This window comes from Lentzea atacamensis (genome assembly GCF_003269295.1).
GTDB lineage: Bacteria > Actinomycetota > Actinomycetes > Mycobacteriales > Pseudonocardiaceae > Lentzea > Lentzea atacamensis.
In genome coordinates this window covers 195,718-222,285 of the sequence record NZ_QLTT01000001.1, presented here as the reverse complement: position 1 = coordinate 222,285, position 26,568 = coordinate 195,718, and the positions used below count along the sequence as shown (strand labels likewise).

Here is a 26,568-nt window from a genome sequence, read left to right as displayed (position 1 = left end):
TGTTTGGTGGGGGAGGACCTGCCGACGATCTCCACGTGGCCTAGGGTCGTAAGGGCCATGGCTCGTGTCATCCACGTATTCCGCGCACCCGACCGGTTCGTCGCAGGAACCGTCGGGCAGCCCGGCGACCGCACCTTCTACCTGCAGGCCTCCGAGCAGAGCAGGTTGATCAGCGTCGCGCTCGAGAAGCAGCAGGTCCAGGTCCTCGCCGAACGCATCGGCTCGCTGCTCGAGGAGGTGCACCGCCGCTTCGGCACCGACGTGCCCGACGACGCGCCGCCCGACGACCTCGACACCGAACCCCTCGACGTGCCCGTCGAGGAGGAGTTCCGCGTCGGCACCATGGGCCTCGGCTGGGACGCCGAGTCCAAAGCCGTCGTGATCGAGCTCCTCGCGATCTCCGAGGAGGAGGTCGACGAAGCCGTCGTCCTCGACGACACCGAGGAGGGCCCCGACGCCGTGCGGGTCTTCCTGTCCCCGTCGGCTGCCCGCGCCTTCGCCGAGCGCGCCGACCGCGTCGTCAACGCCGGCCGCAAACCGTGCCCCCTGTGCGCCGAACCGCTCGACCCGGACGGCCACATCTGCCCGCGGCAGAACGGCTACCGCCGCAGCGAAGAAGACTGACGTGGACGCCGCCGCGGCTCTGGAGTTGCTGAACCACGGCCGCATCGAGGTCGAGGGCCGCCTGGTCGACGCCTCCAACGCCACCCTGTTCTGCAAGATCTCGCTCGACGGCGTCGACGCCCAGTGCGTCTACAAACCCGTGCGCGGCGAACGTCCCCTGTGGGACTTCCCCGACGGCACCCTGGCGGGCCGCGAGGTCGCCACCTACCTGATCTCGGCCGGCGCGGGCCTGGACCTGGTGCCGCCGACCGTGCTGCGCCCCGGCCCGTTCGGCAGCGGCATGGTCCAGCTCTGGATCGACACCCGCGAAGAGGACGAGCTCGTCGACATCATCGGCGTCGACGACGTCAAACCCGGCTGGATCCCCGTCTTCCACGCCCACGACCGCTTCGGCGACCCCGCGGTCCTCGTGCACGCCGACCACCCGCGCATCGCCCTGATGTCCGCCTTCGACGTCGTCGTCAACAACGCCGACCGCAAAGGCGGTCACGTCCTGCACGCCCTCGACGGCGCGGTCTACGGCGTCGACCACGGCATCTGCCTGCACACCGAACCGAAACTCCGCACCGTCCTGTGGGGCTGGGCCCGCGAGCCCCTGCCCGAGGAGGTCCTGGAGTCGCTGCGGCGTCTCAGATCCGAGCTCGACGGCACGCTGGGGGAACAGTTGCACGACCACCTCACCCGCGCCGAGGTCCGCGCCGTGGGGGAGCGCACGGACAAGCTCCTCGCCGCCAGCGTCTACCCCGAACCCTCCGGTGACTGGCCCGCCATCCCCTGGCCCGCCTTCTGATCACCGCGCGACCGGCCGCGACCGCGGAACCCGGCGTTACCCTCGGCAACCATGCCGATGATCAACCCGCCCAAGCCCCAGCCCGGTGACCGAGTCGCGATCGTCTCCCCGGCCGCGGGATTACCGGGCCTGTTCCCGCTGCCCTACGAACTCGGCCTGCACCGCCTGAAAACCGAGTTCGGCCTGGAACCGGTCGAATACCCCACCACCCGCAAGATGGGGCGCGACCCCGCGGGAACGCGCCGCCGACCTGCACGAGGCGTTCGCAGACCCCACCATCAGGGCCGTGATCGCCACCATCGGCGGCGACGACCAGATCACCGTGCTGCCGCACCTCGACACCGAGCTGATCACCGCGAATCCCAAGCCGTTCTTCGGGCACAGCGACAACACCAACCTGCTGCTGTGGCTGCGGAACCGGGGGATCGTCGGGTTCTCCGGCGGCAGCGTCATGGTCCACTTCGGGCGGCCCGGCGCCATGCACCCCACCAGCGCCGGCTCGCTCAAGGCCGCGCTGTTCACGCCGGGGCCGTACCGGCTGACCGAGAGCTTCGCCTACGGCGACAAGGATCTGCCGTGGGAGGAGCCGGGCACCTTCGACACCGAGCCCGTGCTGGAGGCCAGCGGCGGGTGGATCTGGCACCAGCCGGATCACGTGGCGGAAGGCAGGTCGTGGGGCGGCAACCTGGAGATCCTGTCGTGGCTGATGATGGCCGACAAGGAGATCAAAGCGCCCGAGCACTACGAGGGCGACATCCTGTTCTTCGAGACCTCCGAGGAGATGCCCACCGACGTCGAGGTCTACCGGATCCTGCGCAACATGGGGGAACGCGGGCTGCTGCAGCGGTTCGCCGGCGTGCTGGTCGGGCGGGCCAAGTCGTGGTTCTTCACCAACCAGGACACCGACCGCGCCACCGCGCAGCGCCAGGCGGTCCTCAAGGCGTTCGCCGAGTACGCGCCGGACACGATGATCGTGTTCGACGTCGACCTCGGCCACACCGACCCGCAGGTCATCATCCCGGTCGGCGGCACCATCAGGATCGACGGGCCGCAGCGGACGATCACCGTCACCTGCTGAACCGCACCCGATCGGCTCGGCGCCGGCTCGCTAACCTGAGCCGGGTGATCGACGACGACTCCAGATCCCGCCTCGTCCGGCGGTTCGGCGACGACGTCACCGCGTGGATCGACGCGCTGCCCGGCCTGATCGCCACCCTGTCCGCCCGCTGGGGCCTAACCGTCGTCACGCTCGCGCCCGGCGGCACCGGCGTCACCTTCCTGTGCACCAACGCCGTGCTGAAGGTGACCCCCGACCACGACGTCGCCGCCCTCGAAGCCCGCGCCCTCACCGCCTGGGCCGGCACACCCGCCATGGTCGACGTGCTCGACACCGACCTCGCCCGCGGCGCCCTGCTGCTGGAGAAGATCGACCCCGGCACCCCCGCCACCGACCCCGCGCGCGTCCTCCCGCACCTGCACACCGCGAATCCCGCCGGCTTCCCGCCGCTGCGTGACCGCGTCGACTTCCTCTTCGAAACCGTCCTCACCCGCCGCACCGGCATCTATTACGCCACCGAGCACCACCGCGCCCGCAAACTGGCCGAGGACGACGTCGACCAGGTGCTGCTGCACGGCGACATGCACCCCGGCAACGTCCTGCAGAGCCCCGACGGCCCGAAAGCCATCGACCCGCGGGCCCACGTGGGCGACCCGGCGTTCGACTGGATGGACCTCGTCCACGACGGCCACGACCTGCACGGCGCCGACGTCGACCTCGACCGCGTCCACGAGTGGCTCACCGCCTTCAAACCGTTCTACGGCTAGGGTTCGCGGTCGTGCGATCTCACGACTACGGCCGCGACATCCTGTCCACCCCGAAGCGCAAGAAGGTCCCCGAGGTCCCGGCAGAACCCGGCCTCGTCGTCGAGGACCCCGCCAGCGGATTCTGCGGCGCCGTCGTGAAGTTCGAGCACGGCCAGGTCGTCCTGGAGGACCGCCACGGCCGCCACCGCCTGTTCCCGCTCAACCCCGCGGGGTTCCTGCTCGACGGCCGGCCCGTCACCCTCGTCAAACCCGCGCCGCAGCAGCAGAAACCCCGCATCAGCGCGTCCGGCTCCGTCAAGGTCGAAGGCCTGCGCGCCCAGACCGCCAAGGCCAGCCGCATCTGGGTCGAGGGCAAGCACGACGCCGAGCTCGTCGAACGCGTCTGGGGCCACGACCTGCGCGTCGAGGGCATCGTCGTGGAACCGCTCGACGGCGTCGACGAACTGCCGCAGCGCATCGCCGAGTTCGGCACCGCGCCCCACCGCCGCCTCGGCGTCCTGGTCGACCATCTGGTGCACAACTCGAAGGAACAGCGCATCGTCGACCGGATCCACGACGACAACGTCCTGGTCACCGGCCACCCGTACGTCGACATCTGGCAGGCCGTGAAGCCACAGGCGCTCAGGATCGACGCCTGGCCCGTCATCCCCAGGAACGTGCCCTGGAAGGAAGGCGTCTGCGCGCAGCTCGGCTGGGGCGAGACCTGGGAAGGCTGGCAGCGGGTGCTCGGCGCGGTCAGCAGCTACCGCGACATCGAGTCCGATCTGCTCGGCGCGGTCGAGCGGTTGATCGATTTCGTTACGGTCGAGGGCCCAGCACGGTGAATCTCGCAGCCACGCGCGCGGTGTTGGTGTATGTATGGGCGCATGGCCGCGCTGATCTGGCTGATCGTCGGGATACTGCTCGTCGTCGCCGAGGTTCTCTCCGGTGACTTCGTGCTGGTCATGCTCGGCGCCGCCGCGCTGGCAGCGGCGGGTGTGTCCGCACTGGGTGCGGGTGAGCTGGTCAGTGTGCTCGTTTTCGCCGTGACATCGCTCGGCCTGATCGTCGGCGCCAGGCCGGTGCTCAAGAAACGGCTGCAGCTCGGATCCGGGATCAAGATGCACCACGAGGCCCTGCTCGGCAGCAGGGCCGTCGCGCTGACCCCGGTCGACGAGCACAGCGGGCAGGTCAAGATCGGCGGCGACACCTGGAGCGCGCGCACCCTCGACGGGTCCGTGATCGAAGCAGGCGAAGCCGTCACCGTTGTCGAGATCTCGGGTGCGACCGCCGTGGTCATCGCCGCGGTGTAGAGCTCTTCTCAGAAGGATGTGAACCGAGTTGGACCCGATCACCGCCGTGATCGTGGCCGTCGTCGCGATCTTCGTGCTGACCATCGCCGTCAAATCGGTACTGGTCATCCCGCAGGCGCAGGCCGCCGTCATCGAACGCCTCGGCCGCTTCCGCACCATCGCGGCGCCCGGCCTGAACATCATCGTGCCGTTCATCGACAAGGTGCGGGCCCGCATCGACCTGCGCGAGCAGGTCGTGTCGTTCCCGCCGCAGCCGGTGATCACCCAGGACAACCTCACGGTGTCGATCGACACGGTCGTGTACTTCCAGGTCACGGACCCGCGCAGTGCGGTGTACGAGATCTCCAACTACATCATCGGCGTCGAGCAGATGACGATCACGACGCTGCGCAACCTCGTCGGTGGCATGAGCCTGGAGGAGACCCTCACCTCCCGCGACTACATCAACGGCCAGCTGCGCGGCGTGCTCGACGAGGCGACCGGCCGGTGGGGCCTGCGGGTCGCCCGCGTCGAGCTGAAGTCCATCGACCCGCCACCGTCCATTCAGGACTCGATGGAGAAGCAGATGCGCGCCGACCGGGAGAAGCGCGCCATGATCCTCAACGCCGAGGGCCAGCGGGAGTCCTCGATCAAGACCGCGGAGGGTCAGAAGCAGTCGCAGATCCTCGCGGCCGAGGGCGCCAAGCAGGCCGCGATCCTCGCCGCCGAGGCCGAGCGCCAGTCGCAGATCCTGCGCGCCCAGGGTGAACGCGCCGCCCGCTACCTGCAGGCCCAGGGCCAGGCGAAGGCCATCGAGAAGGTCTTCGCCGCGATCAAGGACGGCCGCCCGACGCCGGAGGTGCTGGCCTACCAGTACCTGCAGACGCTGCCGCAGATGGCGCAGGGCGACGCGAACAAGGTCTGGATGATCCCGTCCGACTACGGCAAGGCCCTCGAAGGGTTCGCCCGCATGCTCGGCGCGCCCGGCGACGACGGCGTCTTCCGCTACGAGCCGCCCGCCGACACCGGTGAACGGCCCAGGCCCGAGGAGGACGACCCCTCGGTCGCCGACTGGTTCGACACCGCGTCGGACCCGAAGGTCGCCGAGGCCGTCGCCGCCGCGGAGGCCGTGGCGCGCAAGGAGGTGCCCGGCCCGCTGAGCGCGCCGCGTTCGGTCGGCACCGCCGCCGCTGTACCGGAGCTGGAGGCGGAGCAGCCGCGCTCGCTGCACCAGCCGGACGAGCAGGCCTGAGCAACGACACGCGAGCGGCCCATCCCGGACGCCGGGGTGGGCCGCTCAGTCGTCTGACCTGCGCGAACAGAAAGTTCTGGAAATTCCGGGCCGGGTGTCGACGGAAGAGCCCGCCCGTTCGACCTTGGCGTGAAAGGGTCCACAACGGACCCTCGCGATCCCACTGGGGAGTGAAACATGAAGTTCATGCTGATCTGGCGCGTGACCTCCGATGAGGCCTGGAGCAACCTCGGCGAGATCGACTTCGACCAGATGCTCGAGACCGTCGGACGGTTCAACGAGGAGCTGATCGAGGCCGGCGTACTGCTCGCCGCGGAAGGCCTCGCGCCCGCCGAGGAAGGCGTGGTCGTGGACTTCTCCAGCGAACCGCCGGTGGTCACCGACGGCCCGTACGGGGAGACCAAGGAGCTGTTCAACGGTTTCTACCTGATCAACGTCCCCAGCATGGCCGACGCCATCGAGTGGGCGAAGAGGACGCCGATGACCGCCGCCGGTTTCAAGACCGAGATCCGCCGCGTCCCCACGATCGACGAGTTCCCCGCGGACAACGAGTGGATCAAGAAGGAACGGGCATGGCGCGAGCGGACCGGCCAGCTCTGATCTGCGGCGTTTGATCTAATGGGGCCCCATGAGCGACCCCACCGGCCGCAAGGCCGTAGCCGCGGTCTGGCGCATCGACTCGGCTCGGATCGTCGGTGCGCTGACCCGCTACACCGGCGACTTCGCGCTGGCCGAGGACCTCGCCCAGGAAGCGCTGGCCGAGGCACTGGTGACGTGGCCGCGCGAAGGCGTGCCGAACAACCCGGCCGGATGGTTGCTCACGGTCGGGCGGCGCCGCGCGATCGACGCGTTCCGCCGCCGCAGCACTCGTGACGAGAAGTACGCCGCCCTTGCCCACAACCTGGCCGAGGGCGGCGCGCTCACCGGTGCCACCGATCCCGGGCCCGCGCCGGACGACGTGCTGTGGGACCCCGACCAGATCGACGACGACACCCTCGCCCTGATGTTCACCTCCTGCCACCCGGTGCTGTCGCGGGAAGCGGGGGTGGCGCTGACGTTGCGCGTGATCGGCGGTCTGACCAGCGACGAGATCGCGCGGGCTTTCCTCGTGCCGACCGCGACCGTGCAGGCCCGCATCACCCGTGCGAAGAAGACCCTCGGCGCGGCGAAGGTGCCGTTCGAGGTACCGCCGGTCAACGAACGCCCCGCGCGGCTGGCGCAGGTGCTCAGCGTCATCTACCTGATCTTCACCGAGGGCTCCTCCGCCAGCTCCGGCGACGAGGTCATACGCCTGGACCTGGCTGGTGAGGCGCAGCGGCTCGCGCGGATCATGTCGCGGCTGATGCCGTCCGAACCCGAGGTCCACAGCCTGCTCGCACTGCTCGAGCTCACCGCCGCCCGCTTCCCGGCCCGTCGCGGCCCCGACGGCGAGACCGTGCTGCTGGAGGACCAGGACCGCCGCCGCTGGGACCGGTCCGCGATCGCCCGCGGACGTGCGGCGCTGGCCAAGGCCGCCGACGCCGGCCGCGGCTATGGCTACTACGGGCTGCAGGCCGCGATCGCCGAGTGCCATGCGGTGGCCCCCTCGGTGCCGGAGACCGACTGGAACCGCATCGTCGTGCTCTACGAAGCGCTCGGCCGTCTCGCCCCGTCCCCGGTGGTGGAGCTCAACCGCGCGGTCGCCGTCTCCATGGCGCGGGGCCCGGCCGCCGCGCTGCCGATCGTCGACGACCTCGCGGGCGGGGACGCGTTCAAGGACTCGCACCAACTACCGGGAGTGCGCGGGGAGCTGCTGCGCCGCCTGGGCCGCCTCGACGAGGCGCGCACCGAGCTGGAGCAGGCGATTCGCCTGTGCGGAAACGAACGTGAACGCGCCGTGCTGACCCGCAAACTCGCTGACCTGTAGGCGTCTGACCACGCGGGGTGAACCTTAAATCCGTTAGGGCGACATCTGTGGCACTCGACCGGGCTACGCGGGAATGATGTTGTGATGACCACGCTGCCCGCCACCGTCGCCTCCGCGTTGCTCGAGGCCGACGGTGAGAACGGGGACTGGCCCGCCCGCTGGCAGGCCCTCATCGGCGTGTCGGTCGAACTGCAGTCGTTGCTGGTCACCGACCCCGGCCCGGAGCTGGTCGGGTTGATCGAACAGATCGTCACCCAGCTGGCCGACGGAGTGGCGAACAGCCGAAGACACCGGGTCGAGCTCGCCGAACTGGCCCACCGCGTGCTGGGCATCCACGCCCGCGCGTGCGCCCAGACCCGTCCCGACCCGGTCCGGCTCGCGGACTGGCTGCTCGACCTGCAGCTGCACCACCCCGACGCACCCGACGTGAGCCTCTCCGCCTACGCCGACGCCCTCGACGACGAGGGCCTGGCCCACTACCGCGAGCGCGCGGTGGCGTTGTTCGAGCCGCTGCCGGTGATCGGGTTCGGCGAGACCGGCCGCTACGACCGCGCCCGCTGGGCCCTGTTGCGGGTGATGGAGGAGCTGGCCGAGTACACCGAGGACGTCGACCTGCAGCTGCTGGTGCTGTCGAAGGACCTGTCCTCGGGCTGGCACTACCTGCAGGTCGCGACCGTGCTGCGCGACAACGGCCGCGGCGAGGACGCCCTCGAATGGGTCGAGCGCGGTCTGCGCGCCGTCGGCGGGCGTGGCGCGGCGCTGCGGCTGATCGACCTGGCCGTGGAGGAACACCTGCGTCACGGCGCTCCGCAGCGGGCGGTGCAGGTGTGCAAGGAGGCGTTCTTCGCCCGGCCCAACCTCGACGTCTACCTCAAGATGCGCGCGCTGGTCGTGCACACCGACGAGTGGCCGCCGCTGCGGGCCGAGCTGGTCAACCACCTGGTGCAGGACGGCAGCCGTCTCGCGGTCGAGGTGTACCGGCGCATCGTCGAGGTCGAGCTCGCGCGTCGCGGCCTCGAGGAGCAGGACCTGGTGGTCGAATGGCTCGAACAACTACGCGGCCTGCAGCCGGACGCGTTCGCGGACTACCTGGAACACATCAAGTCGCGGCACGTCGCGGACAGTCAGCTGCTCGACGAGTTGTCCAGACGCGGACTCTGACCATTTCCAGTTCGGATAGTCCGTCCTCGTACTATCCTAGTTCGCATGACCGAGGCCGGAGGGGGTTCGGTCCGCCCACGGCCGCGCGCGTTCCAGCTGGGCGGACACCGACAGCAGCGTGCACTCGTCGTGGCGGCGGCCCACCAGCTGCACCGCGAGCGGCAGGCCGGACGACGTGCGCCCGGCGGGAACGGCGGCCGCGGGATTGCCCACGACGTTCCACATCTGCAGGAACGACGTGTAGTGCGAGGCGGCCAGCAACGCGGCCACGACGTTGCGGCGGTCCCACTCGCCGACACGGATCGGCGGGCGGGTCAGCGCCGGGGTGAGCAGCACGTCGACCGACGTGAAGATCCGGTTCGCGTGCGCGGTCAGCGCCGCGTCGTCCTTGCGGGCCCAGCGCACCAGTCCCCGCGGCAGCCGCCGGCCCAGCTCGCCGACCGCGCGGGTGCGGGGCTCGAGCAGGTCCGGGAACTCCATACCGGCGCGCGCCAGGTGCGCGTTGTGCAGGTACCGCACGGCGAACTGGGTGGACGCGACGACGTCGCGCATCGGCGGGTCGATGCGCACGACGTCGTGGCCGAGGTCGGTGAGCAGCGCCGCGGTGTCCTGCACGGCGTCGCGGACCTCGTCGGCGATCGGTATGCCCGGACCCCACGGCCGCAGCGACACCCCGATCCGCAGCTTCCCCGGATCGGTCGTGGCGGCCTCGGTGAAGCTGGTGCGCGGCGGGTGCGCGACGTGCGGGTCACCGGGCACCGCGCCGTGGATCTGGTCGGCGACCAACGCCCAGTCCAGCACCGTGCGGGTGATCGGCCCGGCCACCACGAGACCGCCCCACACCTCGCGCTCGGGCGCCAGCGAGACGCGGCCGCGCTGGGGCTTGAGCCCGAACAGGCCCGTCACCGCCGAGGGGATGCGGATCGACCCGGCGCCGTCGGTGCCGATGGCCGCCGCCGCGAGCCCGGCCGCGACCGCCGCGGCGGACCCGCCGCTGGAACCGCCGGGGGAGTGCGTCAGCGACCACGGGTTGCGCGTCGGCCCCGCCCAGCCGCTCTCGGTGTAGGGCCACAGCCCCAGCTCGGGCATGCGGGTGCGGCCGATGATCACCGCTCCGGCCGCGCGCAGGCGCGCCACGATCGCCGAGTCCGCCGGTTCCGGGGCGCGGGCCGCGTTCGTGCCCTTGGTCGTCGGGAGGCCCGCGATCGCGATGTCCTCCTTGACCGCGATCGGCACGCCCAGCAACGGCAGATCCTCCCCGTTCGCCCGGCGTTCGTCCGCGGCCTCGGCCTCTGCCAGGGCTTTCTCGGCGAACACCGTGCGGAACGCGTTGAGCTGCGGATCGACGCGCTCGATGCGGCCGAGGTGATCGGCGACCAGGTCCCTCGCGGTCACCCCGCCGGACCGCACGGCGTGCGCCTGCCTCGCGACCCCGGCGAAACACAGCTCCGTCAGCTCCATGAACCGACCCTAAGCGCCGACAGGTGATCTACGGAATGGGAGTTCCACGCATGAGAGTCCTCGCAATGGCCGCCGCCGTCCTCGTAGCCGTGAGCACGACCCTGGTCTCCGCGTTGCCGGCCCAGGCCGCGACCATCAGCCGGGCGGACCTGATCGCCCGCGCGAAGACCTGGCTCACCGCGAACAACGGCGGGCCCGTCCCGTACAGCCAGACCAGCTACTGGGGTGCCGAGGGCTACCGCCAGGACTGCTCGGGCTACGTCTCGATGGCCGCCAAGATCGGCGCGCCCGGCCAGCGCACCGTCGAGCTGTACGACACCTACTCGACCAAGATCGCCGCCAAGGACATGCGGTGGGGTGACATCGTCGTCGACCCCGTGGGCACCGGCACCACCCGTCACGTCGTGATCTTCGACAAGTGGGCCGACCCCTACAAGACCGCGTACTGGGCGTACGAGCAGCGCGACGTCTACGGCACGACGTACCGCGTCCTGAAGTACGGCCTGAGCGGTACCGACGGCTACTACCCGCGCAAGCTCAACAACGTCACCGGCTGAAAACCCGCGCTGACCAGCCGATTGCCACGACGCGATGTGGTTGCGGTGAACCGGGCACGCGGCTCGCGCCGCGTGCCGGCCTCACCCGCCCGGTGCCGGGGTGAGGCCGTCGAGTTGCCGTTGTACGCGGGCGGCGTCGTTGTCGCGGCCCTGGTCGCGGTACAGCTCCAGGGCCTCCTGCCAGACCGCGCGGGCGTGGTCGTGCTGTCCGAGGGCGGCGTGGGGATGGCCGACGTGGTCGAGGATGTCCGGGACCTCGTTGCCGTGGCCGTGGCCGCGGTACGGGTGAGCGCCTGCTGGTAGAGGTCGAGGGCCTGGTGGTGGTCGCCGCTGCGGTGGGCGATGAACCCGAGGCTGTCCAGGGTGCCCGCCTCGCCGTCGGGGTTGTGGAGCTGCCGGTTGAGCGTGAGTGCGGCCTGGCAGTGGTCCCAGGCGGTGGTCAGGTCGCCCACGCGCGCGGCGAGAAACCCCACCACGGTCACCGCTGGAGGACATCCGCCGCCGGCTCACTGCCCCCGAGGCCGATGCGCGGCTGAGCGGCCTGCGGGACTGGGTCGAGTACGGCGGGCGGGCGGTGCAGAACCGGCAGCCGGCGCTGGACGTGCTGTGTGAGGCGCTGCGCGGGCTGCCGTGGCCGGGGACCGAGGCCGACCAGCGGTGGCGGATGGTGCTGCAGGCGACGCTGGCCGCGCACCTGCGGCCGGGGCCAGGTTTCTGGCTGGGCGGCGAGATCGACCTGCGGCGCGCCACGCTCGTCGACTTCGACCTCTCGCAGTGCCGTCTGGGCACGGCACGGTTCGACGGCGCCCGGTTCCTCGGCGACACGCGGTTCGACCAGGCGACGTTCCTCGGTGAGGTCGAGGCGCCCGGCGCGTTCTTCGGCCGGCACGTGCTGTTCACGCAGTCGGTGTTCGCCCGCGGTCTCGGTCTGCGCGGGGCGACGGTGTGCGGGGAACGGCGAGTTCTCGAACATCCACGCCGCCGGTGCGGTGACGCTGCGCGGTACCCGGTTCTCCGGCCGCGCCGACTTCACCGGCACCCGGTTCGGCTCGGACCTGGACTGCTCAGGGGTGCGTTTCGGCGGCCGCGCGGTGTTCCGGCGTGCCTGGTTCGCGGGGGCGGCGTCGTTCGCGGGCACGTGGTTCCGCGGCCGGGAGGACTTCGTGGAGGCCGCGTTCGGGGGCGAGTCGTCGTTCGAGAACACCCGGTTCGAGAACACCCGGTTCGGGCATCGCGTTCACGCCGGCTGAGCTATCCGGCCTGGCGGCTGCGGTGGTTGGCCACGGCGACGCGGTTCGCGCATTTCGTGGAGCAGAAGCGGCGGCGTCCGTTGCGGCTGGTGTCGACGAACACCGTGTCGCAGCCGTCCCTGCCACACCAGCCGATGCGCTGGGCGTCCTCGCAGAACAACGCCGCCAAGCCCGCGGCCGTGTACGCCTTGACCCGGACGTCGGTGGGCGCGTCCTCGCGCGCGTAGTGCAGGTGCGGGGCGCGGTCGTCGTGGGTGGAGATGTAGTGCGTGGTCGACGACTCGGCCAGCAGCTCGTTGAGCAGGTCCACGGTGGGCGCGCGGAAGACCTGCCGCAGCCGCTCCACCCAGTCTCTTACGTCACGTTCCTGCCGGGCGTCGAGCGAGCCCAGCGGCTTGTAGTCCGACGCTTTCAGCACGTCGATGAGGGGTGTGGCCGGGTCGGCGTTGACCAGCTTCGCGGCGAGCCCGGCCGCCGTCCCTCCGTAAGGGTTGAAATGCACTAGACCATGACATCACGCTGGGGCACATGATCGCCACCTGCCCCGCCTGCCGCTGGTCCTGCTCGTCCGCCACGTCCGTGCACGCCTCCGGGCACGGCGCGGTGTCCTACGTCCGCTGTGTCTGCGGGCTGTTCCTCGTCGTCGAACGCGGCGTGGTCGTCGCGACCGCCGGGACCAGCACGTTCGCCCCGGTTCACCACACCCGTGGTGATCTTGCTAGTGTCCCGGACCGTGAGCCGTCGTGATCTTCTGTGCGACACCGCGATCCAGATCCTCGCGGTGGAAGGCGGCCGGGGACTGACCCACCGCGCGATCGACCGCGAGGCCGGCGTCCCCATCGGCACCACCAAGAACTACTTCCCGACGCGCGAGTCGATCCTCGAGGCCGCCGCCGCGCGCATGACCTCGCTGCACCGGGCCGCCGTCGACCGCCTGCGCGAGACCACACCGGCCGACATCAGCCCCGCCGACGTGGCCGAGCTCTACCCGGCCCTGCTGCGCCGCGCGGTGGCCGACGACCCGACCCAGATGCTCGCGATGGTCGAGCTCTACCTGGAGGCCGTGCGCCGTCCGGGAGTGCGCGCGGCGTTGTCGGGCATGGTGCTGGCCAACGCCGAGGCCGGTGCGGCGTTGCAGCAGGCGGCCGGGCTGCCCTCGACCGTGCGCGACACCGGCCTGCTCGACGCCTACTTCCTCGGTGTGGCGATCTCGCTGCTGGCGCTGCCGGTGGAGACGCTCGAGACCGTGGGCCTCGACGACCCGTACGCGCTGGGGATCGGCGTGTTCTCCGCGACCGTGCCCAGCGCCGGCCCGTCACCGGAACGGAGATCAGCAGAGTCAAGCTGATCACCGCGGGGGCGCACTGTCGGAGCCGCGCGGCTCCGACAGTTCAGGGCCGCGCCGACAGGGCGGTGATCAGCGTTTCGCATGTCCGGTCGGCGTCGTCGCCCCCGGTCTCGATCACGATCGAGTCCGCCGTGACGTAGCCGGCCAGCAGGGCGCAGCTCCGCTCGACCGCCGTCACCCCGCCCAGCGCCTCGACGACGCGGTCGATGTGGTGATCCCGCTGCTGGAACCGCCGTGTCACGACGCCGGCGGGCGCGAGCAGCACGAACTCCAGGTACTGCGCGCCTGCCGAGCGGGCGGCCTCGGCGAACCGTTCCCGTTCGGCGTGGCGGGCGATGAGCTGCGGCATCACCACGTCGTGCCCGGTGGCCAGGTGGTGGGTGGCCATGGTGATCGCGAGCGGCCGCACGAGGCCGACGGTGCCGTGGAAGTCGTCTTGCCAGCCGCCGATGAGCCGGACGATCTCGTCTGCGTCGAGGTTGAGCGTCCTGGGGTGGGCGGCGGCGTAGCGGGCGGCGATGGTCGACTTGCCGACGCCGGTGGGGCCGTTGAGGTGGATCAGCCTGGGCACCACACGAAATCTAGCGGCCGACCTTCACCAGCTGGTCGATGGCGGTGGCGACGAGGGCGATCGCGATGTCGGGGGACTTGCCGCAGCTCGCGGGCCGCGGCGGGACCGGCTGTTCGGCGAGTGCCACCCGCCACTCCCGGCCGTCGGTGTGCCGCACGGTCGCGGAGTCGGCGGTCTCGCCGACGACGGTGAGCACGTCGCGGGTCTCGCCGAGCTGGGCGCGGACGGCGACCTCGGCGACCTGCCCCCGCGGGGTGAAGCAGGAGCGGCCCCGGCACCGGTCGGCGAGGATGCCCTCCGTGACGACACGTTCGGCCAACTGGTGGTCGAGTCGCCCGTACAGGTGGCCGGTGGGCAGCAGGACGCCGGTGGGCGCGAAACGGTGCCCGCCCGTGTGCGTGCACTCCCAGAGGTTGAGCGCGGTGGCGATCGGACGGCCGTACAAGGCACAGCAGACATCGCGTTTGCTGTTGGTGCAGACGAGCAGGAGCGGATCTTCGACGGGCGTGCCGAACGCGGTCGAGCGGCCTTGCCCCAGCGCCTCGAAGTCGAGCTCGAGAGCCTCTTCCGGGGAGGCGAGGTCGGCTTGCTCCAGCCACGACGTGCCGGGCTTTGCCGAGGCCAGGTACAGGCGGCGACTGCCACCGACGCGGGTGTCGGCGTGCCTGCCCGGGCGGCGGATCAGCAGGATGCGGACACCGGTGCCGGCGGCGCGGCGTTGCAGCTCCGCGCCGAGCTCGGGGTCGAGGTGGCTCTCCACGATCGCGTCGCGGCCCCACGGGCCCGGCTGCTCCAGGCACAGCCACGCTGTCGCGGTCGCGGCCGTGCCGGCCAGCGGTTCGCCCGCGAAGTCGGAGAGTATCGAGCACCTCATCTGCACACTCTATACGGCCGATCGGGTGAGGAATAAGGTCACCCTTACTTCACTGCTTCCGGCTTGCACGCTGGTGGTTCTCCCGTCGAACCGCGGTTAGGTTTCCGGTCATGGACGTGGCTGCGTGGATCGTGTCCGCCGTGCTGGCGGCGCTGTACCTGATGGCTGGGTTCACGAAGGTCGCGAAGCCGAAACAGGACCTGCTCACCGAGCCGCGCCTGGGGTGGGTCGCGGACTTCTCGCCCGGCCAGGTCAAGGCGATCGGCGCGGCGGAGATCGCGGGTGCGCTCGGGCTGGTCGTGCCGTGGCTGACCGGCGTCGCCACGATCCTCACCCCGGTCGCTGCGGTGGGGCTGGCGTTGCTGCAGGTCGGGGCCGCGATCGTGCACGGGCGGCGCGGAGAGTGGGCCACGGTGCCGATCAACCTCGTGCTGTGCGCGCTGGCCGTGTTCGTCGCGGCGGTCCGTTACGGTCAGGTCTGAGCCTCGAGCTCGGCGATCCGCTGCCGCAGACCCTCCTCGAGCCGTGCCCGGTAGCCGATGAACAGCTTGTTCGCCAGGTACGGGGCCCAGTTGCCCTGCTTGGCGATGTTGTGGACGCGGTGCACGAGCAGCGCGCCCTCGGGATGGGGGTGCAGCGAGTCCTCGCCGCGGTACCACCAGTCGCCCCAGTAGGCGATTACGCCCCGCGCGCGGTCGACGAGCCGGTGCGGCCCGGACTCACCGGCATCGGCGAACATGCGTTCCCGCACGTCCTCCAGCGGCGCGCGCACCACGCCGGACACTTCGAACAGCAGTCTCATCGGTGTCGTTCCTCCCAGTCGTCGTACCCTCCGACGGTGCCTTCGCGGGTGGCGGTGGCGAACCAGGTGAGCCAGGCGCGTTCGGCGCGCAGCACGGCCATCCGGTAGTCGAGCTCGATCCACGCGAGCTGCGGCAGCCCCATCCCGGCCAGCTTCTCCAGCAGGACGGCCAGCGCGGTGAGCTGCTCGCCGAGCGCCGCGAGACGCTGCTCGACGACGGCGAGCGCGTCGTGCGGGGGCAGCAGGCCGACCAGGGAGATCCCGGCCTCGAACCGCGGGTACTCCTTGGCCGGGACGGCGATGAGCTCGCGCAGCCAGCCGTGCAGCTCCGCGGTGCCGGCCTCGGTGATCGCGTAGACGGTGCGTTCGGGGCGGTTGCCGGCTTTCTGGGTGGCGCTCGCGGCGATCAGCTCGTGGCGCCGCAGCGACTCGACGACGGTGTAGAGCGAGCCGTAGTTGAGCTTGATCACCTCCTCCTGGTGGCGTTCGCGCATGGTCTGCGCCATCTCGTAGGGGTGCATGGGCCGCTCCGACAGCAGCGCCAGCACGGCGAGGGCCAGGGGGTTCGTGCGCCTGAACGTCATATCCGCTCCCAAATATCCGGAACCGAGTATAGGGTGAACGGCATGACAACGGTGATCACCGGGGGAAGCCGGGGTATCGGTGCCGCGACCGCGCGCAGGCTCGTGCGCGACGGGCACCGGGTCGTGATCAGCTATCGCCAGGCCGCCGACGAGGCCCGCGCGCTGGAGAAAGAGCTCGGCGTCCTCGCCGTGCAGGCCGACACCGCGAACGAGGACGACGTCGCGCGGCTGTTCGACGCCGCCGGGGACGACATCACCGGCGTGGTGAACAACGCCGGCATCACCTCACCGTCGGGCCCGCTCGCGCAGCTGCGCACCGAGGACCTGCGCCGCGTCGTGGACGTGAACGTGGTCGGCGCGTTGTTGGTCGCCCGCGAGGCCGCGCGGCGGATGACCCGCGGGGCGATCGTGAACGTGTCGTCGGGCGCGGCGACGCTGGGCAGCCCGGGGGAGTACGTCCACTACGCCGCCACCAAGGCCGCAGTGGACGCGATGACGATCGGCCTGGGCAAGGAGCTCGCGCCGCGCGGGATCCGGGTGAACTGCGTGCAGCCGGGCACGATCCGCACGGAGATCCACCAGCTGTCGGGCCAGCCCGACCGGCCCGACAAGGTCGCCGGGCGGGTGCCGATGGGACGCCCCGGTGAGGCGGAGGAGATCGCGAACGCCATCGCGTGGCTGCTGTCGGAGGAGGCCTCCTACGCGACGGGCGCCATCCTGCGCGTGACGGGCGGGACGTGACCCCGCGCGAACGTGCGGACTTTCGCCTCTGAAGCCCCCGGCGGCGCTGCCCCTAAGCTTCTCCGTCATGTCCGCGGCCACGCTCACCGACTTCGTGCTCGCCAACACGACCCTCACGCCGGTGCCGCTGGTGCCCGAGGTCGTCCTGCACAGCGCGGCCGAGGCGATGGACCTGTGGGAGCTCACCGACCACGACCAGCCGCCGTTCTGGGCGTTCCCGTGGGCGGGCGGCCAAGCGCTGGCGCGGCACCTGCTCGACCACCCCGGCCTGGTGCGCGACCAGAAGGTCTTCGACCTCGCCTCCGGTTCGGGACTGGTCGCGATCGCCGCGGCGCTGGCGGGCGCGGACTCGGTGACGGCCAACGACATCGACCCGCTCTCGCTGGCCGCCGTGGAGCTCAACGCCGAGGCCAACGGCGTCGCGGTCCGCACGCTGCCCGGTGACCAGCTCGACAGCGACGCCCACGGCGCCGACGTCGTGCTGGCCGGGGACGTCTTCTACGACGCGGAGATCACCGCGCTCGTGCTGCCGTTCCTGACCAGGGCCGCGGCACGGGGCGCGCTCGTCCTGCTCGGCGACCCGGACCGCGCGCACCTGCCGCGCACCCGGTTCACCGCCCAGGCCCGCTACGAGGTACCGGTGCCGCTCACGCTGGAGAGCACCGAGACCCGCAGCGCGACGGTGTGGCGCGCCTAGTTGGTCACCAGGCAGAACGGGTGCCCCGCGGGGTCGGCGTAGACGCGGAACCCGATCGGCTTGGGCGAGCCCTCCAGCAACGTCGCACCCAGCCGCAGCACGAGCGGCTCGGACTCGTCGAGGTCGGTGACCTTGACGTCGAGGTGGATCTGCCGAGGGTGCTCCTGGCCCGGCCACCGCGGCGGCGAGAAGCCCTCGACGCGCTGGAACGACACCCGCCTGCCGTCCGGCGTCACCAGCGTCGTCCACTCGCCGCCGGAGTCGGCGATCCTCCCGCCGATCACCTGCCGGTAGAACTCGGCGAGCCCGTCCGGGTCCGGGCAGCCGATCACCACGTCGTAGAGCTCACCGATCGCCACGAAACACCCCAGTCGTCCGCCCCGGTCATCCGAGCGAGATCGCCGCGAGCTTGGCCCGCAGGTACTCGCCACCACCGACCTCGGGGTAGCGGCCGTCGAGCGACACGATCCGCGCGTCGGTGTCGGTGTTGTAGAAGAAGATCAGCGACACCAGGTCCTCGTCCGGCGCCGAGGCGTCCGGCGGCAGCACGCGGTGCGGGGTGGAACGCCACCGGTCCGACACCCAGCGGGCCATCAGATCACCGATGTTCACGGTGAAGGCGGCCGGGTCGAACGGCGCGTCCTCCCACACCCCGTCGACGCTGCGCACCTGCAGCCCGCCCACACCGTGCTGACGATCCAGGATCGTCACGGTGCCGAAGTCGGTGTGCTCACCGATGCGGAACTGTCCCGGCCCAGCGGGCCCGACCTGCCGCAACGGCGGATAGTGGTTGACGTTCAACGTGTACGAGGCCTTGCCGGTGTGCCGGGTGAAGAGGTCCTCCTGCTCACCGAGCGCCACCGCGAAGATCGTCAGCAGCTCCTCGGCCAGCGCCCGCATCCGCCCCGCGTACTCGGTCACCGCCTGTTCGAGCCCCGGCACCTCGGAGGGGAAGACGTTGGGGCGGAAGAAGAACGGGTCGTCACCCGCCGGATCGTCCGACCCGAACGCCAGCGTCTCCTTCAGATCCGGTGGCGCCATACCACCGCCGGCCCTGCCGGTGGCCTGCTCGTCGGGCGGCAACCAGCCCCGCCCGCCCGTGCGCACGGCGTACGGCTCCTTCGCACCGGCCGGCAGCGCGAAGAACCGGCGCGTCAGCTCCCGCGTGCGGCCACGCAGCTCGTCCGGCACACCGTGCCCGGTGATCAGCAGAAACCCCGACTCCCGCAACGCCGCGTCGACCCGCGCCGCCACCTCGGCACGCCGCGTGCCGTCGAACCACCCGGTCAAATCCACCAGCGGAACACCCATGGCTGCACTCCTACCGCCACCGGCCCTCCAGCACCAGACGAACCAGCCCAACCGCTCCACCACGGCCAGCACGCCGCCGCGGCGTTCCACGGCGGCGGGGCGCCCCGTACGAGCGCCCCGCCACCGCTACCTCTTCGCGAAAAACCCCACCAGGTCACCGGCCAGCTGCTCCGGCGCGTCGTGCCCCGAGTAGTGCCCGCCGGTGTCGAACTCCGACCAGTGCACCAGGTTGTGGTGGTCGCGCTCGGCGAACCGGCGGATGGTCTGGAAGTCGTCGCGGAACACCGCCACACCCATCGGGAACGTCGTCGGCTCGGCCGGCGCGTCCTCGCGGTGCGCGTCCTCGAAGTACAGCCGCGCAGAGGAACCCGCGGTGCGGGTGAACCAGTAGATCGACACGTTCGCCAGCAGGAAGTCCCTGGTGACGGCCGGTTCGCCCATCAGCTGCATCGTCCAGGCCAGCTGCCCTGCCGGGGAGTCGGCGAGCGCGAACGCGACGTTCTGCGGCCGCGACTGCTGAAGGCTCGCGTAACCGGACATGTCCTGCCAGAAGTTCTGCAGCACCCCGAGCCGCCGCTGGTCGTCCTCGGTCAGCCCCTCCATCTCCGCCGGATCACCCGACGGGAACGAGAAGATCTGCGTGACGTGCACCCCCGCCACGTGCCCGGGGTCCACCCGGCCGACCTCGGGCGCGATGAGCGACCCGGCGTCGTTGCCGTGCACCCCGTACCGCTCGTACCCCAGCCGCCCCATCAGCTCCGCGAACGCCTTCGCGATCCGCCCGGAGTGCCAGCCGGTCTCCGTCGTCGGACCGGAGAACCCGAAACCCGGGATCGAGGGGATCACCAGGTGGAAGTCGCCGCGCAACCGCTCGATCACGTCCACGAACTCCATGACCGACCCCGGCCACCCGTGGATCATCAGCAACGGCAACGCGTCGGGGTTCGTGCTCGTGACGTGCAGGAAGTGAACGTTCGTGCCGTCGATCTCGGTGATGAACTGCGGGTAGGAGTTGAGCCTGCGCTCGACCGCCCGCCAGTCGAACTCCTCCGCCCAGTACCGGGCCATCTCCTGCACCGTCTCGACGGCGTCCCCGTAACGCGCACCGGCCCCCGGCACCTGGTCGGTCCACCGGGTCCGCGCCAACCGGAAACGCAGCTCCTCGACGTCCGCCTCGTCGACCGCGATGTGGAATTCCCTGATCTCCGTCATAACCCAAGGCTAGAAGGCATTGCGGCCACCTCCTGTCCTAAAGTCTGGAGTCATGTTGGAAACTTCGGCGCGCCTGCTGCGCCTGCTCGCCCTCCTCCAGTCCCGCCGCGACTGGCAGGGCGGCGAACTCGCCGAGGAGCTCCAGATCAGCCAGCGCACCGTGCGCCGCGACATCGACCGCCTGCGCGAGCTCGGCTACCCGGTCAACGCCACCACCGGCACCTTCGGCGGCTACCGCCTCGGCGCCGGCGCCGAGCTCCCGCCACTGCTGCTCGACGACAACGAGGCCGTTGCTGTCGCCGCGGCCCTGCGCACCAACGCCGTCACCGGCCTGGAAGAGGTCTCCCTGCGCGCGCTGCTCAAACTCGAGCAGGTCCTGCCGTCCCGCCTGCGCCACCGCGTCTCCGCCCTGCAACACGTCGAATCCGTCCCACGCGACTCCGCGGGACCCGCCCTCGACCCGGAACTGCTGTCCACCCTCGCCGCCGTCTGCCGCGACAGCGACACCATCCGCTTCGACTACCACTCCCACGACGGCACACCGTCCCGCCGCCGCGTCGAACCACACCGCCTGGTCAACTGGGGCCGCCGCTGGTACCTCGTCGCCTGGGACTGCGACCGCGCCGACTGGCGCAGCTTCCGCGTCGATCGCATCGCCCAGCCCCAGCCCCCGTTCGGCCCGCGCTTCACCCCACGCGACTTCGACGCCACCACCTACGTCGCCTCCAGCACCTCCTCAGCCGCGTGGCGCTTCACCGCCCGCGTCCTCGTCCACGCCCCGGCCGACGCCGTGGCCACCCGCATCACCGCCGCCGTCGGCACCGTCGAAGCCGTCGACGACACCTCCTGCGTCCTCGTCACCGGCGCCGACTCCGTCGAAATGCTCGCCGTGTGGATCGGCATGCTCGGCTTCGACTTCGAAGTCACCTCACCACCGGAGCTCGTGGCACACGTTCGCACCCTTGCGGCCCGCTACGCCCGCGCCGTACAAGACTGAGCATGGCCATCACCGGACGGGACATCGAGCACCTGCTCTACACCGAAACCCCGGACCCGATCCTGGTGGTCCACAACGGAACACCCGAGATCGTCGCCGCCGCCGACCTCGGCGGCCACACCGGCGCGATCGTCGTGTGCTCCCGCGCCGAGATCCTGCGCAGGGTGGGGGAGCGCGACCTCAGCGAGACCGACCTGACCGCGATCGCGCAGGCTCTGGCGGCGGCCATTCAAGACCCAGCTCGTCAGCAGCCGCCCTGGCCCGCTTGAGCAGATCCGGCCGGCCCGCGGTCAGCGCGGGGATCGTACGCCAGCAGGTACTCCGTCACGTCGGGATAGTCACGATCGTCCGGGAACCGGAACCCGCGCTCGTGCAGCCGCAGCCACGCGTCCAGAGTCTCAGCGTCCCGCACAGCTGCGGCGACGCCCAACCTCCGCAGGATCGCCAGATCGTCACCACCACGTCCTATCCGCGCACAGATCTCCTTGGCGAACAGCGTCGATCCCAGTGGATGTCGGGCAAGCTGCTCCAGCACGGGTAAACACTTCTCCACCGGTGTCGCCGACAGCTCGATCAACAGAGCCGCGAGTGCGACGCCGTACGTTTCCGCCAACGGCGCCACCACCTCCCGCAACGTCGCAGCGACCTCGTCCCGCGTCACACACGGCTCCGACATCAACACCGAGCCCGCGTCCGCGTCCCCCGGCGCGACTCTCGGGCTGACGCACAAAACCTTGCCGTGAACCCGTTCGACCCAGAAGCCGCGCACGACACTCACCCATGCGCTGGACGACAGGCGGGACTTCCATCCGGAGGTCAGTCGCGCAGACCTTCTGGCGCAGCACCAGCACCAGCACGATCAAGTTCAGCGAGTACGTCGCATCCCTCGCAGAATCGGTCAGCTGCACGGGTTCGTACTCGCCACGAGACAGCCGCCGTTCGTCGCGCGCCGCGAACAACCGCACCACGAGGTCGAACAGAGGAAGCGGGGTGTCGGTGTTCGCGGCCGATCCGGGAGGGGCCGCCACCGACATGACCGACGACACCCTGCGACAATCCAAGATCGTGTCACCCGGACTGCGGCTGCTGTGGCCACTGGTGCGGCGCAAGTTCGAACACTCCACCTCGGGACCGGCCTCGGACGCGGCACGCTCGTCGATCGTGGCCGCGACCGACGAGACGCTGACAGGGCGGACGGGCGTGGTGATCGGAGCACAGACGAAGCCCGTCGCACCCATCAGGGCAGCCGAGGACCCCGAAGCGATCCAGGCCGTGCGCAGGCTGACCGAGCAACACGTGCCGCCGGCACACGTTCCGGATGGCGTATCCAATTAACCTGGAAACATGACGTCGCTGCGCAAGGATGCCGCCCGCAACTGGGACCGCATCGTCACCGTCGCCAGAGAACTCGTCGACGAAGGCACACCGCTGCAGCTCAACGACGTCGCACGCCGCGCGGGCCTGGGCGTCGGCACGGTCTACCGGCACTTCCCGACCACCGAAGCACTGCTCGAGACCGTCGCCACGCCCTGCCTGGAAGCCCTCGCCGGCCACGGCGAGCAAGCACTGACCCGAGACGACCCCTGGCAGGCGTTCGCCGGGTTCCTCCAACGACTCGTCGACGCCCAGGTCGGCGACCCGTCACTGGCCAAGGTCGCGGCCAACACCCAGGACGCACTGCCACGCACCACCGAACTCAAACAGCAGGTGATCGCGATCGGCCGCGAACTGCTCGCCCGCGCCAGGAAAGCCGGAGCCGTCCGCCCCGACCTCGCCGACGGCGACCTCGTCCCACTCATGTGCGGCATCGCCTACGCCACCTACGTCCACAGCGCCACACCCGCCGACCGGCTCCCCACCGCCCGCCGCTACCTCGACACCCTCCTCAGAGGCCTACGCGCCTGAACGCGGGGGACCAGCCGCCACAAACGCCCGCAACCCCTCCAGCTCCAGCGCACCACCATCGGTGAACATCCACGTCACCCCGGCCTCCTCGTACTCCCGCACCGCCCCCCGCAACTCACCACCACCCCAGATCGCCACATCGCAGTCAGCCGGCCCACCCGACGCCACGAACGCCGCCTTCAACGCGGCAGCGTCAGCGGGGGAGATCACCGCCAACTCGGCACCCGCGAACGTCGCCGGCACCACACCCGCCGCGTGCTCCGCCGCACGAAACGGAATCGACCGCGGCCAGACCCCACCGACCCACACCGGCACCTCCACCGGCGCGAACCGCACCCCCGACACGTCGAAGATCTCGCCGTGATGCTCAACAGGCCCGCCCGACAACAAGGCCCGCAACAACGCCACACCCTCCGACAACGCCGCAGCCCGCGAGACCCGCTCACCGAACGGCACGAAGTCATCAGGCACACCCGCACCAACACCCAGCACCAGCCGCCCACCCGACAACCGCTGCAGCGTCGACGCCTCCAACGCCACCTTCCACGGCCGCCGACGCCCCAGCGACGTCACCATCGGCCCCAACCGGATCGACGACGTCCGCGCCGCCACCGCCCCCAACGTCACCCACACATCAGCCAGCACCGACTCACCAGGCCGCACCACGTGGTCCCACAAGAAAAACCCGTCCCACCCCGCTTCCTCCGCTGCGACGGCGAGCGACACCAACACCGACGGATCACCGAGCGACGAACCAAAATTCGGCACATAGATCGCATAGCGCATACCCCGAGTGTGGCAACCACCCCCGACAAGATCATCCAAACGCGGGGGAGCCCCCACCTCACGGCCCGACACCCGTCGCACCATCGAGCTGCTCCCGCAAGATGTCCGCATGCCCGGCGTGCCGCGCCGTCTCCGTCAGCACATGCACCAGAACGTTGAACAACATCACGTCAGGACGCGGCCACCACGGCACAAACCCGGGGGAGTCCACCGCCAGCACATCGATCGTCGCGTCGGAATGCGCCCACGCGCGCCGATAACGACCAACGATCTCCTCACGCGTCTCATGCTCCGCCGCCCGCATGTCCTTGCCACGCGCCGAAAGGTCGTCCCACCGCGGCAACGGCTCAGGAAACGCCCGGCCGAACACCTCGCCGAAGTACCGCGACTCCGTCAACGTCAGATGCTTCACCAGACCCAGCAGATTCGTACCGCTCGCGGTGAGCGGCCGGCGCACATCAGCCTCGGGGAGACCCTCCAGCTTCCACAGCATCACCTCACGCAACTCACGCAGATCGCTGTGCAGATACGCCTTGGCGAAGTCGTCGATCATGAGAGGACACCCTGCCACGCGCCGAGACCCACGAACCCAGATCCGGCAACCCGTCGAACGAGTACAACGAGTGGTCAGGCGCAAACAGCACAAGGTGCCCAGTCTCGCGGTGCGCGGCCGTCAGGGTTCCCATTGGCCTCTATCGCCACGGTGACGTAATCCCGCAGCGACGTCGCCGCGGCGCCCGCCGTCAGCACAGCGTTCTGGTTCAACCACAACGTCGACGGTCCGCCGAACTGCTCGACAGTCCCGCCGAAGACACTCCGCAGACGACGAAGCACCGAGGGCGACTCCGAACCGGTCTGCGGAGGCGGCTCACTGAGCCACCCGGCAGAACCCCACACCAGCAACTCATATCGGCGGCCGGTCACAGACAGCGGACAGCCGAGGCAAGCCCGATAGCGACCCACGCGTCCAAACGGACGAAGGACCGACGACGACCTCAGCGCCCGGCTCCACGAACCACGGCACGCATTCCAGGTACCGACCCCAGCCGGACACGGCGCACAGCATGGCGGGAGAGGCCCCGCCAGAAGTCCCGATCCACGTTACTTGACATAATGTAGATTATCGGCGAAACGGTGACCTGCGAAGATCGTCCTCAGAAGGGGCTGAAACGGCTCGTGTTGCGCGTCTGCAAGCACCACCAGCGGGCAGGCTGGCCGTACTTGCAGACGCCGCAACATCTGAACACCGGCGATGTCGGAGCGCGGTCGACACCGACGACTCGTCAGTGAGACGTACGTAGAGATGCCTCATTACGCTCACGATCCCCGATAAGTGACGCCACCTGGTCCAGCGTCCGGCGAACTCGGGTGAAACGGACATTTCATGCATAATCGCCATTATCCAGCACGGGACACGGGATTGTCGGTGCTGTGCGGTACAAGATCCATATGCACGTGCTCGCCGCTCAGGACGCCTTCTTCCTCGCCCGCCGGACGCGCAAGGACTCGCCGCACACAACGGCGGCCTACCAGCGCGATCTCGCCGGCGTGAACACACTCCTGGCCGAGACGCTCCACTCCCCTGTCGAGGACCTCACCGTCCGCGATCTCACCGGGGCCAACCTCCGCCAGGCCTTCGGGTTGTTCGCCGACACCCACGCCAAGAGCTCCGTGCTGCGGGCCTGGTCGACGTGGAACCAGTTCCTGACGTTCTGCGTGGCCGAGGACCTCATCGCCGGCAACCCGATGGGCGCGGTCGCCCGCCCGAAGACCCCTCCGCTCGTCCCCAAGCCGCTACGGGGTGAGGACACGCCGGAACAGCTGCTCACAGCCGCCGCGGAAGGCGCGCGCAAGGGTCGTGACCCGTGGCCGGAGCGCGACGTGCTGGTCATCGCGCTGGGGCTGGTCGCGGGCTTGAGGAGCGCCGAGATGCGGACGTTGACGCTGTCGTCGATCGTCGGCAGGGAGGGTGATCAGAGGTTGCACGTGAAGGGCAAGGGCAACCGTGACCGGAGTGTTCCGATCGAGCCTCCGATGGAGCGGATCGTCGACGCCTATCTGAAGAGCTGCCGGCAGCGTTTTCCGCAGGGCCGGTTCGATCGGGACAGCGCGTTGCTGAGGGACCGGCACGGTGAGCCGATCGGCAGGGGCGGGCTGGAGTACCTGGTGAAGTCGTGTTTTCGGTGGGCGGGGCTGAACGACAGGGTGCCGACGGGTGCGAATCTGCACGCTTTGCGGCACACGTTCGCGACGCGTTTGGCCGAGGACGGTGCGAGTGCCAGCGAGATCATGGCGTTGCTGGGGCACGCGAGTTTGGCGACGAGTCAGAACTACATCGAGGCGACGGCGCGGGAGCGTCGGGCGGCGGTGGCGAGCAACAGGACGTATCGGGCGCTCAAGGACATCTAGCGGCGTGGCCCGGAACGTTGGCTGGGTAATTCACGCTCAGCAGGGCACCCCGACGCCCGTATACGACTCCGGTATGAGGGCGCGGGGGCGGCACCACGATGCACCCGTCTGACCGCGAATTCGCCCGGCAACGTTGCGGGCCCCACCCCACTAGCGATGCTCCACTCCGGTGCGGCACTCTCGGCTGTGGACACGTGAGCCGGGGGTCGCTCAGTTGCCGGATCGTTAGGCCAAG

The 26,568-nt window shown here is 70.3% G+C and carries 35 protein-coding genes and 2 pseudogenes; 24 read left to right on the top strand and 13 right to left on the bottom strand.

Features of this window, described 5'->3' with window-relative positions; genetic code table 11:
* Nucleotides 1-57: 57 nt before the first annotated feature.
* The 11 genes and pseudogenes from C8D87_RS01180 to C8D87_RS01135 all read left to right on the top strand — a co-directional run bounded on the left by C8D87_RS01180 (nt 58) and on the right by C8D87_RS01135 (nt 8,828).
* Nucleotides 58-624, top strand: a complete 567-nt coding sequence (locus C8D87_RS01180) for a DUF3090 domain-containing protein (RefSeq protein WP_109636934.1) — start codon at nt 58-60, stop codon at nt 622-624.
* Nucleotide 625: 1 nt separating this feature from the next.
* Complete coding sequence (locus C8D87_RS01175) at nt 626-1,414, top strand: SCO1664 family protein (protein ID WP_112225206.1); 789 nt, start codon at nt 626-628, stop codon at nt 1,412-1,414.
* A gap of 226 nt (nt 1,415-1,640) precedes the next feature.
* A pseudogene (locus C8D87_RS48465) lies at nt 1,641-1,844 on the top strand (LD-carboxypeptidase); the annotation flags it as partial.
* Between the two features lie 21 nt (nt 1,845-1,865).
* On the top strand, nt 1,866-2,492 hold the full coding sequence (locus C8D87_RS01170) for a S66 peptidase family protein (RefSeq protein WP_325049635.1): 627 nt from the start codon (nt 1,866-1,868) through the stop codon (nt 2,490-2,492).
* Between the two features lie 44 nt (nt 2,493-2,536).
* Nucleotides 2,537-3,238, top strand: a complete 702-nt coding sequence (locus C8D87_RS01165) for an aminoglycoside phosphotransferase family protein (protein WP_170166275.1) — start codon at nt 2,537-2,539, stop codon at nt 3,236-3,238.
* 11 nt (nt 3,239-3,249) lie between these two features.
* Nucleotides 3,250-4,062, top strand: coding sequence for a DUF3097 domain-containing protein (locus C8D87_RS01160; protein ID WP_109636938.1), 813 nt, complete (start codon nt 3,250-3,252; stop codon nt 4,060-4,062).
* 42 nt (nt 4,063-4,104) lie between these two features.
* A complete protein-coding gene (locus C8D87_RS01155) occupies nt 4,105-4,530 on the top strand; it encodes an NfeD family protein (RefSeq protein ID WP_112225204.1) in 426 nt (141 codons plus the stop codon).
* Between the two features lie 37 nt (nt 4,531-4,567).
* The gene (locus tag C8D87_RS01150) at nt 4,568-5,761 is read left to right on the top strand and encodes an SPFH domain-containing protein (protein ID WP_109637101.1); all 1,194 of its coding nucleotides are present in this window, start codon (nt 4,568-4,570) and stop codon (nt 5,759-5,761) included.
* Between the two features lie 177 nt (nt 5,762-5,938).
* Nucleotides 5,939-6,361, top strand: coding sequence for a YciI family protein (locus C8D87_RS01145; RefSeq protein ID WP_112225203.1), 423 nt, complete (start codon nt 5,939-5,941; stop codon nt 6,359-6,361).
* A 28-nt stretch (nt 6,362-6,389) separates the two neighbouring features.
* Complete coding sequence (locus C8D87_RS01140; protein WP_112225202.1) at nt 6,390-7,667, top strand: RNA polymerase sigma factor; 1,278 nt, start codon at nt 6,390-6,392, stop codon at nt 7,665-7,667.
* An 84-nt stretch (nt 7,668-7,751) separates the two neighbouring features.
* Entirely contained in the window at nt 7,752-8,828 is a 1,077-nt protein-coding gene (locus C8D87_RS01135) for a hypothetical protein (protein WP_112225201.1), read from the top strand.
* 36 nt (nt 8,829-8,864) lie between these two features.
* Here C8D87_RS01135 and C8D87_RS01130 read toward each other — a convergent pair whose 3' ends face one another.
* Nucleotides 8,865-10,289 carry an amidase gene (locus C8D87_RS01130; protein ID WP_112225200.1) on the bottom strand — a complete coding sequence of 475 codons (1,425 nt, stop codon included), beginning with the start codon at nt 10,287-10,289 and terminating at the stop codon, nt 8,865-8,867.
* 50 nt (nt 10,290-10,339) lie between these two features.
* Here C8D87_RS01130 and C8D87_RS01125 point away from each other — a divergent pair, with 50 nt between their 5' ends.
* Nucleotides 10,340-10,846, top strand: coding sequence for an NlpC/P60 family protein (locus C8D87_RS01125; RefSeq protein ID WP_211337349.1), 507 nt, complete (start codon nt 10,340-10,342; stop codon nt 10,844-10,846).
* Here C8D87_RS01125 and C8D87_RS01120 read toward each other — a convergent pair.
* A complete protein-coding gene (locus tag C8D87_RS01120; protein ID WP_233441842.1) occupies nt 10,813-11,328 on the bottom strand; it encodes a tetratricopeptide repeat protein in 516 nt (171 codons plus the stop codon). The genes C8D87_RS01125 and C8D87_RS01120 overlap by 34 nt on opposite strands.
* Nucleotides 11,329-11,510: 182 nt before the next feature.
* Here C8D87_RS01120 and C8D87_RS49055 point away from each other — a divergent pair.
* Nucleotides 11,511-11,633, top strand: a pseudogene (locus tag C8D87_RS49055) (pentapeptide repeat-containing protein); the annotation flags it as partial.
* A gap of 202 nt (nt 11,634-11,835) precedes the next feature.
* Complete coding sequence (locus C8D87_RS45585; RefSeq protein ID WP_170166273.1) at nt 11,836-12,096, top strand: pentapeptide repeat-containing protein; 261 nt, start codon at nt 11,836-11,838, stop codon at nt 12,094-12,096.
* Nucleotide 12,097: 1 nt separating this feature from the next.
* Here C8D87_RS45585 and C8D87_RS01110 read toward each other — a convergent pair whose 3' ends face one another.
* A complete protein-coding gene (locus tag C8D87_RS01110; protein WP_112225198.1) occupies nt 12,098-12,598 on the bottom strand; it encodes a CGNR zinc finger domain-containing protein in 501 nt (166 codons plus the stop codon).
* Nucleotides 12,599-12,624: 26 nt separating this feature from the next.
* On the opposite strand from C8D87_RS01110, the gene C8D87_RS01105 reads away from it, so the two are divergent.
* A complete protein-coding gene (locus C8D87_RS01105) occupies nt 12,625-12,843 on the top strand; it encodes a hypothetical protein (RefSeq protein ID WP_112225197.1) in 219 nt (72 codons plus the stop codon).
* Nucleotides 12,830-13,444, top strand: coding sequence for a TetR/AcrR family transcriptional regulator (locus tag C8D87_RS01100; RefSeq protein WP_233441841.1), 615 nt, complete (start codon nt 12,830-12,832; stop codon nt 13,442-13,444). The genes C8D87_RS01105 and C8D87_RS01100 overlap by 14 nt, the downstream gene beginning before the upstream one ends.
* A 43-nt stretch (nt 13,445-13,487) precedes the next feature.
* Here C8D87_RS01100 and C8D87_RS01095 read toward each other — a convergent pair whose 3' ends face one another.
* Both C8D87_RS01095 and C8D87_RS01090 read right to left on the bottom strand, forming a co-directional pair.
* Nucleotides 13,488-14,015 carry an AAA family ATPase gene (locus C8D87_RS01095; protein WP_170166272.1) on the bottom strand — a complete coding sequence of 176 codons (528 nt, stop codon included), beginning with the start codon at nt 14,013-14,015 and terminating at the stop codon, nt 13,488-13,490.
* A 10-nt stretch (nt 14,016-14,025) separates the two neighbouring features.
* Entirely contained in the window at nt 14,026-14,889 is an 864-nt protein-coding gene (locus C8D87_RS01090; protein ID WP_112226195.1) for a sucrase ferredoxin, read from the bottom strand.
* A gap of 110 nt (nt 14,890-14,999) precedes the next feature.
* On the opposite strand from C8D87_RS01090, the gene C8D87_RS01085 reads away from it, so the two are divergent.
* Nucleotides 15,000-15,371: a DoxX family protein gene (locus tag C8D87_RS01085; RefSeq protein WP_112225194.1), complete on the top strand. Its 372-nt coding sequence runs from the start codon at nt 15,000-15,002 to the stop codon at nt 15,369-15,371.
* On the opposite strand, the gene C8D87_RS46705 is transcribed toward C8D87_RS01085, so the two are convergent.
* Both C8D87_RS46705 and C8D87_RS46700 read right to left on the bottom strand, forming a co-directional pair.
* Nucleotides 15,362-15,691 (bottom strand): hypothetical protein, encoded by a 330-nt coding sequence (locus tag C8D87_RS46705; RefSeq protein ID WP_211337350.1) that lies wholly within the window; start codon nt 15,689-15,691, stop codon nt 15,362-15,364. The two genes, C8D87_RS01085 and C8D87_RS46705, sit on opposite strands and share 10 nt — an antisense overlap.
* The gene (locus C8D87_RS46700; RefSeq protein ID WP_215732128.1) at nt 15,688-16,275 is read right to left on the bottom strand and encodes a PadR family transcriptional regulator; all 588 of its coding nucleotides are present in this window, start codon (nt 16,273-16,275) and stop codon (nt 15,688-15,690) included. Before C8D87_RS46700 ends, C8D87_RS46705 begins: the two co-directional genes overlap by 4 nt.
* Before the next feature lie 42 nt (nt 16,276-16,317).
* On the opposite strand from C8D87_RS46700, the gene C8D87_RS01075 reads away from it, so the two are divergent.
* Together C8D87_RS01075 and C8D87_RS01070 are read left to right on the top strand one after the other, a co-directional pair.
* The gene (locus tag C8D87_RS01075) at nt 16,318-17,016 is read left to right on the top strand and encodes an SDR family oxidoreductase (protein WP_109637106.1); all 699 of its coding nucleotides are present in this window, start codon (nt 16,318-16,320) and stop codon (nt 17,014-17,016) included.
* 67 nt (nt 17,017-17,083) lie between these two features.
* The gene (locus C8D87_RS01070; protein WP_112225193.1) at nt 17,084-17,713 is read left to right on the top strand and encodes a class I SAM-dependent methyltransferase; all 630 of its coding nucleotides are present in this window, start codon (nt 17,084-17,086) and stop codon (nt 17,711-17,713) included.
* Here C8D87_RS01070 and C8D87_RS01065 read toward each other — a convergent pair.
* The 3 genes from C8D87_RS01065 to C8D87_RS01055 form a co-directional block, all read right to left on the bottom strand.
* Nucleotides 17,710-18,072 carry a VOC family protein gene (locus tag C8D87_RS01065; RefSeq protein WP_112225192.1) on the bottom strand — a complete coding sequence of 121 codons (363 nt, stop codon included), beginning with the start codon at nt 18,070-18,072 and terminating at the stop codon, nt 17,710-17,712. The two genes, C8D87_RS01070 and C8D87_RS01065, sit on opposite strands and share 4 nt — an antisense overlap.
* Nucleotides 18,073-18,097: 25 nt before the next feature.
* Nucleotides 18,098-19,024 carry an isopenicillin N synthase family dioxygenase gene (locus tag C8D87_RS01060; RefSeq protein WP_112225191.1) on the bottom strand — a complete coding sequence of 309 codons (927 nt, stop codon included), beginning with the start codon at nt 19,022-19,024 and terminating at the stop codon, nt 18,098-18,100.
* A gap of 126 nt (nt 19,025-19,150) precedes the next feature.
* Entirely contained in the window at nt 19,151-20,236 is a 1,086-nt protein-coding gene (locus C8D87_RS01055; protein ID WP_112225190.1) for an epoxide hydrolase family protein, read from the bottom strand.
* A gap of 52 nt (nt 20,237-20,288) precedes the next feature.
* Between C8D87_RS01055 and C8D87_RS01050 the strand changes: the two genes are divergently transcribed.
* Together C8D87_RS01050 and C8D87_RS01045 are read left to right on the top strand one after the other, a co-directional pair.
* On the top strand, nt 20,289-21,233 hold the full coding sequence (locus C8D87_RS01050; protein ID WP_112225189.1) for a helix-turn-helix transcriptional regulator: 945 nt from the start codon (nt 20,289-20,291) through the stop codon (nt 21,231-21,233).
* A 2-nt stretch (nt 21,234-21,235) separates the two neighbouring features.
* Nucleotides 21,236-21,502, top strand: a complete 267-nt coding sequence (locus C8D87_RS01045) for a hypothetical protein (protein ID WP_112225188.1) — start codon at nt 21,236-21,238, stop codon at nt 21,500-21,502.
* Here the strand turns inward: C8D87_RS01045 and C8D87_RS01040 are convergent.
* Entirely contained in the window at nt 21,478-22,002 is a 525-nt protein-coding gene (locus C8D87_RS01040) for a hypothetical protein (RefSeq protein WP_146771595.1), read from the bottom strand. The two genes, C8D87_RS01045 and C8D87_RS01040, sit on opposite strands and share 25 nt — an antisense overlap.
* Nucleotides 22,003-22,223: 221 nt before the next feature.
* Between C8D87_RS01040 and C8D87_RS01035 the strand changes: the two genes are divergently transcribed.
* Complete coding sequence (locus C8D87_RS01035; RefSeq protein WP_215732127.1) at nt 22,224-22,568, top strand: hypothetical protein; 345 nt, start codon at nt 22,224-22,226, stop codon at nt 22,566-22,568.
* A 9-nt stretch (nt 22,569-22,577) separates the two neighbouring features.
* The gene (locus C8D87_RS01030; protein ID WP_112225186.1) at nt 22,578-23,138 is read left to right on the top strand and encodes a TetR/AcrR family transcriptional regulator; all 561 of its coding nucleotides are present in this window, start codon (nt 22,578-22,580) and stop codon (nt 23,136-23,138) included.
* On the opposite strand, the gene C8D87_RS01025 is transcribed toward C8D87_RS01030, so the two are convergent.
* Together C8D87_RS01025 and C8D87_RS01020 are read right to left on the bottom strand one after the other, a co-directional pair.
* Entirely contained in the window at nt 23,127-23,924 is a 798-nt protein-coding gene (locus C8D87_RS01025) for an LLM class flavin-dependent oxidoreductase (RefSeq protein ID WP_170166271.1), read from the bottom strand. The two genes, C8D87_RS01030 and C8D87_RS01025, sit on opposite strands and share 12 nt — an antisense overlap.
* A 58-nt stretch (nt 23,925-23,982) precedes the next feature.
* Complete coding sequence (locus C8D87_RS01020; RefSeq protein ID WP_112225184.1) at nt 23,983-24,477, bottom strand: DinB family protein; 495 nt, start codon at nt 24,475-24,477, stop codon at nt 23,983-23,985.
* An 878-nt stretch (nt 24,478-25,355) separates the two neighbouring features.
* Between C8D87_RS01020 and C8D87_RS01015 the strand changes: the two genes are divergently transcribed.
* Nucleotides 25,356-26,333 carry a tyrosine-type recombinase/integrase gene (locus tag C8D87_RS01015; RefSeq protein ID WP_109636957.1) on the top strand — a complete coding sequence of 326 codons (978 nt, stop codon included), beginning with the start codon at nt 25,356-25,358 and terminating at the stop codon, nt 26,331-26,333.
* Nucleotides 26,334-26,568: the final 235 nt, after the last annotated feature.